General features: G+C 72.9%; 8 protein-coding genes and 3 pseudogenes. 7 read left to right on the plus strand and 4 right to left on the minus strand.

What is annotated here, in order from left to right; all coding sequences use genetic code 11:
* The coding region (locus IH13_RS0107770; protein WP_031082261.1) for an ATP-binding protein at positions 1 to 400 on the minus strand (400 nt) is incomplete at its 3' end.
* A gap of 215 nt (positions 401 to 615) precedes the next feature.
* Here IH13_RS0107770 and IH13_RS0107775 point away from each other — a divergent pair.
* The 4 genes and pseudogenes from IH13_RS0107775 to IH13_RS43360 all read left to right on the plus strand — a co-directional run.
* Positions 616 to 1,464, plus strand: coding sequence for a helix-turn-helix domain-containing protein (locus IH13_RS0107775; protein WP_031082263.1), 849 nt, complete (start codon positions 616 to 618; stop codon positions 1,462 to 1,464).
* A 94-nt stretch (positions 1,465 to 1,558) separates the two neighbouring features.
* Positions 1,559 to 1,813, plus strand: a complete 255-nt coding sequence (locus tag IH13_RS0107780; RefSeq protein WP_014044322.1) for a WhiB family transcriptional regulator — start codon at positions 1,559 to 1,561, stop codon at positions 1,811 to 1,813.
* A gap of 41 nt (positions 1,814 to 1,854) precedes the next feature.
* Positions 1,855 to 2,205, plus strand: a complete 351-nt coding sequence (locus IH13_RS0107785; RefSeq protein ID WP_031082266.1) for a YkvA family protein — start codon at positions 1,855 to 1,857, stop codon at positions 2,203 to 2,205.
* Between the two features lie 129 nt (positions 2,206 to 2,334).
* Positions 2,335 to 2,618 (plus strand): annotated as a pseudogene (locus tag IH13_RS43360) (rhamnogalacturonan lyase); the annotation flags it as partial.
* An 84-nt stretch (positions 2,619 to 2,702) separates the two neighbouring features.
* Here IH13_RS43360 and IH13_RS36945 read toward each other — a convergent pair.
* A pseudogene (locus IH13_RS36945) lies at positions 2,703 to 3,432 on the minus strand (VOC family protein).
* A 36-nt stretch (positions 3,433 to 3,468) separates the two neighbouring features.
* Here IH13_RS36945 and IH13_RS40570 point away from each other — a divergent pair.
* Together IH13_RS40570 and IH13_RS0107800 are read left to right on the plus strand one after the other, a co-directional pair.
* On the plus strand, positions 3,469 to 3,864 hold the full coding sequence (locus IH13_RS40570; RefSeq protein WP_082317544.1) for a glycoside hydrolase domain-containing protein: 396 nt from the start codon (positions 3,469 to 3,471) through the stop codon (positions 3,862 to 3,864).
* Between the two features lie 288 nt (positions 3,865 to 4,152).
* Complete coding sequence (locus IH13_RS0107800) at positions 4,153 to 7,428, plus strand: LamG-like jellyroll fold domain-containing protein (RefSeq protein WP_031082270.1); 3,276 nt, start codon at positions 4,153 to 4,155, stop codon at positions 7,426 to 7,428.
* A gap of 104 nt (positions 7,429 to 7,532) precedes the next feature.
* Here the strand turns inward: IH13_RS0107800 and IH13_RS0107805 are convergent, their stop codons facing one another.
* Positions 7,533 to 8,546, minus strand: a complete 1,014-nt coding sequence (locus tag IH13_RS0107805; protein WP_031082271.1) for a LacI family DNA-binding transcriptional regulator — start codon at positions 8,544 to 8,546, stop codon at positions 7,533 to 7,535.
* Positions 8,547 to 8,728: 182 nt separating this feature from the next.
* Between IH13_RS0107805 and IH13_RS0107810 the strand changes: the two genes are divergently transcribed.
* Positions 8,729 to 9,568: a phytanoyl-CoA dioxygenase family protein gene (locus IH13_RS0107810; RefSeq protein ID WP_031082272.1), complete on the plus strand. Its 840-nt coding sequence runs from the start codon at positions 8,729 to 8,731 to the stop codon at positions 9,566 to 9,568.
* A gap of 50 nt (positions 9,569 to 9,618) precedes the next feature.
* On the opposite strand, the pseudogene IH13_RS46040 reads toward IH13_RS0107810, so the two are convergent.
* Positions 9,619 to 9,705: pseudogene (locus IH13_RS46040) on the minus strand (AbfB domain-containing protein); the annotation flags it as partial.
* Positions 9,706 to 9,909 lie beyond the last annotated feature (204 nt).

Genomic DNA, 9,909 nt, shown 5'->3' on the forward strand with positions numbered 1-9,909 from the left:
GGCTGGTGCGCGTCCCCCAGCGGGCCGCCAGCACCTCCACCAGCAGCAGCCCCCGGCCGCCCTCGGAGAGCGACGCCAGGTCGAAGCCGTCCATGTCCTCGGGGGCGTGCGTACCCCCGGCAGCTCCGCCCCGGGCGACGCGGCCGGAGTGCGGCCCGGGCCGGCGGGGGAGCGGGGCCCGGGGCCCGGGAGGGGCGGAGCCGGCGTCCAGGGGCCGCGACGGCGAGGGCACACGCGCCCGTCCGCGGTTCCAGACGCAGACGCGCACCCCGCCGGCGGACCGCAGGAGACGGCACCTGATCCGCCGCCCGGCCGTGTGCTGCACCGCGTTCGTGACGAGCTCGGTCACGACCAGGGCGGCCGTCTCGACGCGCTCATCGGGTTCGCCCCAGCCCCGCATCGCCTCCTGCGCGCGGTGCCTGGCCTCGGGGACGCCCTCGGGGAGGCGGGGGACCCACCATGTCTGTGCGCTCCGGCCGCCGGCGTCCTCCGGGGCGCGCCGAGCACACGTGGCTATTTCCGACATGTATGTACTCTCGGCGCAAAGCGCATACTTTGCAAGCGACAGAATGCTTGAGTCCCTCCGATCCGGAACCCACCGGGAAGGCAACCGTCATGAGGCCCCGCTCCGGTCCCACGGTCGAGCACCGAGTCCTGGCCGCACGCCTGCGCATGCTGCGCGAACGCGCGGGCGTGAGCCTGGAGGCCGCCGCCCGCGCCCTGGACGCGCACCCCGCGACCGTACGGCGCATCGAACGCGCCGAGACCGGACTCGACGCCCGCCAGGTGCGCGCACTCCTGGACCGCTACGAGGTCCCCGACGCCGAGGCCGAGGCGATCATGACGGGGCTGGGCGCCGCGAACCTGCCCGGCTGGTGGCACGAGTGGCGGGACGCGATGGAGCCGTGGCAGCAGGAGGTCATCGGCATCGAGTCGTCCGCGAGCCTCGTGCGGACCTGGCACCCGGCACTCGTACCCGAACTGCTGCGCACCCCGGCCTACGCGGCGGCCCTCCACCGCACCCGGTACCCCGCCGACACCCCCGCGCGGCGCGAGCGGAGGGTGGAACTGCTCGGACAGCGGCAGCGACGGCTGGCCGAACGCGGTGCCACCCTGTGGGCCCTGCTGCCGGCCGCCGCGCTGCACACCCGGGTCGGGGACGCAGGGGTGATGGCCGAGCAGCGGGCCGTGCTGGCCGGGGCCGCGGACCGGCCGCACCTCACCGTCCAGATCGTCCCCCTCGACGCCCCGCCGCACCCCTTGACCGCCGTGCCGCCGCTGTACCTGCTGCGCGTGCCCGTCCCCGAGATCGGCGACCGGGCCGTCCTGGAGGCCCCCGGAGCCCGGGCGGACGTCGTCGACGACCCCGACGCCGTCACGGACTACCGCGTCCGCCTCGACGGCGCGTGCGCCGCCGCCCCGCACCCCGGCGCGCCCCTTCCCTACGACCCGTCCGCACCGTGAGTCCCGGCCCCGCGGTGGTTTCGACGGCCCGATGACGGTCACCCGCACGGTGTACACGTCCGGCACGACCCCGGCACACAGGGAGTGAGAGACCATGGACAACTGGCGCATGCACGCGGCCTGCCGCGACGAGGACCCCGACCTCTTCTTCCCCATCGGCACCACCGGGCCGGCCCTCGTCCAGGCCGAGGAGGCCAAGGCCGTCTGCCGTACCTGCCCCGTCAGGGAACAATGCCTGGAGTGGGCCCTGGAGAACGGCCAGGACTCGGGCGTCTGGGGCGGCCTCGGGGAGACGGAGCGCAGGGCCCTGAAGCGCCGCTCGCGCCGACAGGCCAGGAGCCACGGATGAGATCAGCGGGCCACAGAGCCCGGACGGGAGGACGATGAGCCATGGACGACACCACGGTCTGGCTTCTCCTCGGCGCGCTCGTCGCCCTGCTTCTGGCGGGCACCGCCGCCGTCCTCCTGATCCGGGTCCTCAGGGCCAGGAAGCTGCTCGTCGACGCGGGGATCCCGCTCCGTGACAAGGCTCTGGTCTGGGCGGCGGTGATCTACACGGTCTCCCCGGTGGACCTGCTGCCGGACCCCGTCTACCTCGACGACATCGGCTTCCTGCTGCTCGCCCTGCGTTCGCTGCACGCCGCGGCGCGTGCGGCCGGAGTCGGTACGCGCGCCACGGCCGGCGAAGAGCGGAAGGCGGCGGCAACCCTCCGGCGCCCGGGAGCAACTGACGGGGCATGACCCGCCCCCGCGCGGAAGGTGTCTCGCGTGGAGCCTCGCTTCCCCACCCCGAACCGCCCACGCGCCGCCGCGCATTGATCGGCGACCCACCGCGGAGCGCTCGCCGCTGCCCGAACCGCCCTTTGACCCACCGCGCAGGCCGCCACCGCCCGGCAGGCCGAGGCGCTGGACCGCGGTGTCGTGGGCGTCCAGACCGGCAGCGGGAACCTCGTCGGCCGGCGCCGGCTGGGTTACCGACCCGAGAACGTGACGTTCGACGTCCACCGGGTCGGCACCAAGGCCGACTCCTCGCCCGTCACCGCCTCGACCAGCTACTTCCACGCGGACGCCCCCGCCACTGCCGACCACCCGTGCGCGCGGTCGTGAACGGAGCGGAGCAGACCGACTCCGTGCACGCGGTCAGGTCCGCGGCGGTTACAGCCCACCGCGCCCCGGCCGGCCGTCACCACGCCTGGCGCGGATATCGCGACACCGCACCGCCCCGGAGACCGGCTCCCCTACTCGCCGGTCTCCGGGTCACGCCGGGTGAGGCAGTGGACGCCCCCCGCGGGGTCCCGCATCACCAGCCAGGCGGGGCCCCGGCGGACGAACACGGCGCCGTGCCCTTCGTGCCACCTCCGGCCGGCGTCGAGGTCCGAGCAGGCCACGTCCAGGTGGGCCGAGGCGGGCCGCGGCGCGGTCAGGCGCTGCACGATCAGATGGACCGGCAGATCGAGGGACGGCCGCAGTACGTGGAACTCCTCGCGTTCTCCGGGGGCCGACTCCCAGCCGGTCAGCTCCGTCCAGAAGGCGACCTCGGCGTCGAAGGCGTCCGGTGCCACGTCGGCTGAGCTGGTCCACCCGGCTGCGTACCCCGCCGGGCCCGGCGACCACCGGCGGCCTGGACCGCTGCCCGCGCCAGGGCACCAGGCAGAACGGCATGCCGCCCGGCGAGCGGAGCACCGTCAGCTCCGGCCGCCGAGACTCGACGACGGCGCCCAGTCCGGTTGCGCGCACGGTCACGGCGGCCATGTCGTCCACCGCGAGGTCCGGGTGCGCGCCGCCCGCCCCGCCGACGGCCTGCGTGGCCAGACACGCGTCGGCCCCCTCGGCGAGCAGGGTGCTGAACTCGCCCCGCTCGCCCCACGGGGCGGAGGCACGTGTCGCCGTGACGGCGGCCCAGAAGGCCGTCGCCCGGTCGGCGGCCGCGGCGGGCCGGTCGATGAAGGCGTACGTCCAGCGAATCATGGCGCTCTCCACGGTCCGGGGCGGTCCTGGCCCCCCATGGTGTCAGGCGGCGCGCTCCGCGGCCCGGCTCACCGCTCGTTCACCGGGCGCCTCCGTCCCCGGCATTCCCCCGCACGCCCTGGAGACCTGCGCTCGGCCGCACCACGGCAAGGAAGGGCGGGGACGGCCCCCTCTGCTCCGACAGCGTTCTCAAGCAGGTGCCGGACGGGCCCTGGTCGAACCCAGGAGGCCGTGCGGGAGACCGTGGACACGGTGTACGGCACCGGCCCGCGCGGTCCGCCCGGCGACGACGACCTCGGCACCCTGTCCACCTGGTACGTCTTCTCCGCGCTCGGTCCACACATTCGTACATCGACGCCGTCCGGGGCGGCGGGCGCCCGAGCGGCCGGTCCTGGACGGGCGCCCGCTTGGTCGCCCGGGGCGGCCCGCTGAGCTACCGGCCCACCGACCGGCCCAACCGCGAACAGGCCACCGGAGCTGCGGATCTGCCACGGCAGCCGTCCCGTGGAGCCCGTACCGCACCCCGGTGCGCCCATGCCGTCCACACACCGGGGTTCGATGGGCCGGGGCGTGGGGTCGGACGGCCGCCGTTTTTCTATCGTTGAAAAATCTCCGTGCACGACCGTTGTCAGGTGTTTGGGGCTGTGGCTCAATGTTCGACTATGTGCAGTGCCTCGCGGTCAGAGGCACTACGGCTTCTTCGATGAGGACGACGCCTTGATGCGACAACCAGCCCGTCACCGCACCCTGTTGAGAACGCTTGTCTGTACGGCAGCGCTGCTGCTGCCCGTCGGGGCCACCCTGGTCCCGGCCGCCGCCGCCCCCGCCCCGGCGTCCGCGAGCGCCACCGGAGCGGCCTTCGGGGCGAAGAACCCCGTCACGGAGGTGCACGGCCTGAAGGGCGAGTACTTCGCCATGTCGGCGCCCGGCGCCCGGGACTTCGCCGAACTCGGCGGTGTGGCGCTCGACCCCGACATCAACTTCCCCGGCCTGACCGGTGAGTTCCAGTCGACCACGGGGAAGACCGAGCACACCACCGCCCGTTGGACCGGGCAGATCGAGGCCCCGGAGACCGGGGACTACACCTTCTACGCCATCGGTGACAACGGCTTCCGGCTCTTCATCGACGGCAAGGCCGTCATCGACCACTGGGAGCCGGACTGGGACAAGGAGCAGACCAGCAAGCCGCTCACGCTGAAGGCCGGCGAACGCCACGACTTCAGGCTGGAGATGTTCCAGGACACCGGCGGGGCGAACATGTTCCTCCGCTGGTCGAGCCCGAAGCTCGCCAAGCAGATCGTGCCCGAGTCGGCGTTCACCCCGCCGGCCGACTTCGAGGTCTACCCGGTCGCCCTGCGCCTGGCCGAGGACGGGCGCAAGCTGCGCGCCACCTTTGACGGCCCCGTCCGTGACGTCCGGGCCGTCAAGGACCACCTCACCGTCGAGGCGGACACCACCCCCATGCCCGTGAAGTCGGTGGCCCAGGCCCCCGGCGACTCCAGGAGCCTGGTCGTCACCCTGGCCGAGGCCGTCCAGAAGGACCAGCGGGTCCGCTTCGCCTACGACGGAGAAGGCGGTCTGAAGGCGGGAGGCGAGAAGGTCCCCGCAATCACCCGCCGGGCCGAGAACCGCTCCACCCAGCGCCTGCTCACCCCCTGGGGCGAGAAGGTGAACGCGAAGAAGCCGCTGCCCGAGTACCCCCGCCCGCAGCAGGTGCGCGACCGCTGGCAGAACCTCAACGGGCCCTGGGAGTTCGCCGGGGCGAAGGCGGGCGAGAAGCCGGCCTTCGGCAAGAAGCTCGGCGAGCGCATCACCGTGCCCTACCCGGTCGAGTCGCAGCTCTCCGGGATCGAGCGCCACGAAGACCACATGTTCTACCGCAAGCTCGTCACCGTCCCCAAGAACTGGAAGGTCGGCAAGCGCGACGGCGACCGGCTGAAGCTCAACTTCGGCGCCGTCGACTACCAGGCGACGGTCTGGGTCAACGGCGAGCGGGTCGCCGAGCACACCGGCGGCTACACCGCCTTCAGCGCCGACATCACCGACGCGCTCCGGGGCAGCGGCACCCAGGAGATCGTGGTCGCGGTCACCGACACCACCGGAGCCGACCAGCCCACGGGCAAGCAGTCCGCGAACCCCAGCGGCATCTTCTACACCGCATCGTCCGGTATCTGGCAGACCGTCTGGATGGAGCCCGTCGCCCCGGCCGCCGTCGACTCCCTGACGACCACGCCCGACATCGACAAGGGTCGGCTCGCCCTGACCGTCCACTCGCAGGACGCCTCGAAGTCGGCCCGGATCACCGCCGTCGCCCGTGACAAGAAGGGCAAGGTCGTCGGCAAGGTCACCGGTGCGGCCAACCGCGAGCTGAGCCTCCCGGTGGCGAAGCAGCACCTGTGGACGCCGGACGACCCCTACCTGTACGACCTTGAGGTCACCCTCCAGGACGGCCGCTCCAAGGACAGCGTCGACAGCTACTTCGGGATGCGCTCCTTCGGCGTCGCCGAGGTCGGCGGCTACCAGAAGCTGGTGCTCAACGGGAAGCCGTTCTTCTCCCTCGCCCAGCTCGACCAGGGCTTCTACCCCGACGGCCTGAACACGGCCCCCAGCGACGCGGCCCTGGTCTTCGACCTGAAGGCGCAGAAGGACCTCGGCTTCAACTCCGTACGCAAGCACATCAAGGTCGAGCCCGCCCGCTGGTACTACCACGCGGACAAGCTCGGACTGCTGGTCTGGCAGGACTTCGTCTCCGGGGACATCACCGGCGAGAAGGGCCAGAAGGCCTTCCTCGACCAGGGCGCCGAGATGATGGAGCAGCTGCACAACTACCCCTCGATCGGAGCCTGGATCGTCTTCAACGAGGGCTGGGGCGAGTGGGACCGCACCGAGACCGGGAAGATCACCGAGCGGGTCCAGGCCGCCGACCCCTCCCGGGTGGTCAACGCCCACAGCGGTGTCAACTGCTGCAACTCCAAGGGTGACTCCGGCAAGGGCGACATCATCGACCACCACGACTACAACAACACCGACCCGGCCTTCCCGGACGACAAGCGTGCCGCGATGGACGGGGAGCACGGCGGCTTCACCCTGCGGATGCCCGGACACATGTGGCCCGGCGCGCCCACCGCGATCTACAGCGGTGTCGCGGACAAGGACGCCCTGACCGCCAAGTACGTCGAGAACACCCGCACGTACTACCTGGAGGCGGCCGGCGCCGAACTCTCCGGTTCCATCTACACCCAGGTGACCGACCTGGAGAACGAGCTCAACGGCCTGTGGACGTACGACCGCCGCGAGATCAAGGTCGACCCCGCCAAGGTGCGGAAGATCAACCGCGAGGTGATCGCCGCCGGCGCCGCGGCCGGGCAGCGCGACACCCTCAAGGGCGGCGGCGCCTGGTCCCTCGACGAGAACAAGGGCACCAAGGCCGCCGACAGCGGCCCCAACCACAAGGACCTCACCCTCTCCGCGGGCACGACCTGGACGCCCGGGGTGCACGGCTCGGCGCTGAAGTTCGACGGTGACGGCCGGTACGCCCAGACCGACGGCCCGGTCGTCGACACCACCGGCGACTACACCGTGTCGGCCTGGGCCTCGCTCGACGCCCTCCCGGGCAACTACGCCACCGTCGTCAGCCAGGACGGCCGGCGCCAGGAGAACCCCTTCTACCTCCAGTACGGGCAGGGTGCCTTCGCCTTCTCCACCCCGGGGGCCCACCGGGCCCGGTTCGAGGTGAAGCCCGAACTCGGCCACTGGTACCACCTCGTCGGTGTCCGCAGCGGAGACCGGATCAAGCTGTACGTCGACGGCGAGCTCGCCGCGACGGAGACCGCCGGGTCCGCCGACGTCAGCTCCGGACCCCTCTCGGTGGGCCGCGCGAAGTGGGGCGGTGCGAACACCGATTTCTGGAACGGCTCCGTCGACCAGGTGCGGGTCTACGACAAGGCGCTCACCGACCAGGAGGTGACCGCGCTGCACGACGGCGAGAAGCCGTAACGGCCCCGGCCGGCGGCCGTAACGGCCCCGGCCGGCGGGACCGCTCCCGGTGGCGCGCGCACGCGGCGCGCCGCCGGGGGTTCCGGCTGCCCGGACAGGGCGGCTCACACGGGGGTGGCCGGGCCCCCGGTGCTCTCCCGCACCAGCAGACGGTGCGGGACGGTGATCCGGCGGCCGGGCAGCGCGTCCAGCCGGCCGAGGACCCGCTCCGTCAGGCACTGCACCGCGCGCTCGGCGATCTGCGCGCGGTCCGGGGCGATCGTCGTGAGGGACGGGGCGCAGAACCTGCCGTCCTCGATGTCGTCGAAGCCCATCAGCACCAGGTCGTCGGGGACTCGAACACCGCGCTCGGCGGCCACCCGCAGGGCGCCGAGGGCGAGTTCGTCGCTGAAGCAGAAGACGGCGTCGGGGGCGGCCGGCAGCAGCTCGCGCATGGCTCTCGCCCCCTCCGTGCGGTGCAGGTCGGCCACCTCCACCTCGGCCACCGGACCGAGCCCGGCCTCCCTGAGCCCCTGGCGGAAGCCCTCGGCACGCAGCTCCGCGGTGCCGTGACCGAGTGCGGGCTGCAGGCCGACGGCGGCGACACGGCGACGGCCCAGCCCGGCCAGGTGGTGTGCGGCGGCACGCGCCGCCGCCACGTTGTCCAGGGCGACATGGTCGATCGAGCCGTGCGGCTCCAGCTCGCCGAGGACGACCAGCGGCAAGCCGCCCGCCAGCGAGGCCAGTTCGGCCGGAGAGGTCGACCACGGGCTGACGATCAACCCGTCGACCTGATGGCCCTCCGAGCCCTCCAGCAGCCGCCGCTCCAGCTCCGGCCGGCCCCCTGTCCGCTCCAGCAGAACCGTCCAGCCGCGCTGTCGGGCCGCGTCGATCAGATGACCGGCCAGCGCACCGAAGTACGGGGAGTGGATCTCGGGCACGACGACGCCGATTAGACCGGTACGGCCCTGGCGGAGGTTGCGGGCGGCGAGATTGGGGCGGTAGCCCAGCTCCTCCACCGCCGCCATGACACGGTCCCGGGTCGCCGGAGCGACGGTCGCGGAGTTGCTCACGACGTTGGAGACGGTCCGCACGGAGACGCCCGCCAGCGCGGCGACGTCCTTGAGTCTCGCTGCCATGGTGGATGTGCTCCCGTCCTTCTCGGGGTGCACCGTAACAGCCGCCGTGCGGAAAGAACCGCACACGCCCTTGCCACGTTGATTGCAACGTTGCAATATGGCGGTACGGGCACCGCTGCGAGGCGAACACCCCTCGCCTGCCGCCCGTTCGCCCCGTCGTCCGCCCTGGAAGGACTGCCAGCATGCACGACTCCGTGACCGCTTCCGTCTCCGCCGCGCACCTCGAAGCGGCCGTGCGCGACCTCCACACGGCCGGTATCACCGCGTGCCGCGGCGCGTTCGCCCCCGAGTGGGCCGACCTGATGCGGGAGGACATCGAGGCGGCCTTCGCCGAGGCCCGCGGACGGGAGGGCGGCGCGGTCGGCCGCGGACCCCACCGGTACTACGTGGAGATCCACCCCGAGCAGCTGCGCGGATTCGTGGAACTCGTCGACCACCCGTGGGTGCGGGCGGTCAGCGAGGCGGTCCTGGGCCCCGACTACCGCATCGTCGAGCTGGGCTTCGACGTCCCGCTGGCCGGAGCCGTGAACCAGCCCTGGCACCGGGACTTCCCGATGCCGGAGGAGACCCGCCGGGAGCGCCGGCTGACCTCGCTCGCCTTCAACCTCACCGCCGTCGACACCCGGGAGGACATGGGGCCGTTCGAGATCGCGCCCGGCACCCAGTGGGACGACGACGCGCGCTTCGGCCACGCGATGTTCCCGCCCCGCGCGGACTACCCGCGCTACGCCGCGCTCGCCGAGCGGAAGTACCCGCGCCGGGGTGACATCTCGGCGCGGTCGGCGCTGACGGTCCACCGGGGGACGGCCAACCTCTCCCAGGACTCCCGGCCGGTGCTGGTGCTCGGCGTCGACGCCCCGGGCGCGGGCAACGACGGCCACCACGACATGGCGGTCACCCGCACGTTCTGGTCGTCCCTGCCCGCCCGGGTCCGGGCGCACCTGCACTGCCCGGTCGTGGACCGACTGGTCCCCATCGTGCAGAAGCACACCATCGAGGGCCTGGTCATGGGGGACGCCTGAGGGACGCGGAGGACGGGCCGGAGCCCGGGGGCGGCCGGAGCTCAGGGCGGCGCCGAACCGTCGTCCGCGTCACGGCGGACCCGGACGCCCTGGTGGCGCAGGTACTCTCCGGGGTAGCTGCGCGACGCGAAGGAGTACGGGGCGGCGGCACCGGCGTCCACCGGAGCGGCGGCGACGAGGGCCGGCCCCGGTGGAGCCGTCAGCCGTCTCCACCGGGGCCGGAGGCCGGGAGCGTGCGCGGCATGTATCGGACGTACTCCTTTGTCCGGTGGCGGGCGGTCACAGCAGCTTCCAGAGGTGGTCGTCGGTGCCGTTGTCGGTGAATTGCACGGCGTGGGCGC

The organism is Streptomyces sp. NRRL WC-3549, from assembly GCF_000721935.1.
GTDB lineage: Bacteria > Actinomycetota > Actinomycetes > Streptomycetales > Streptomycetaceae > Streptomyces.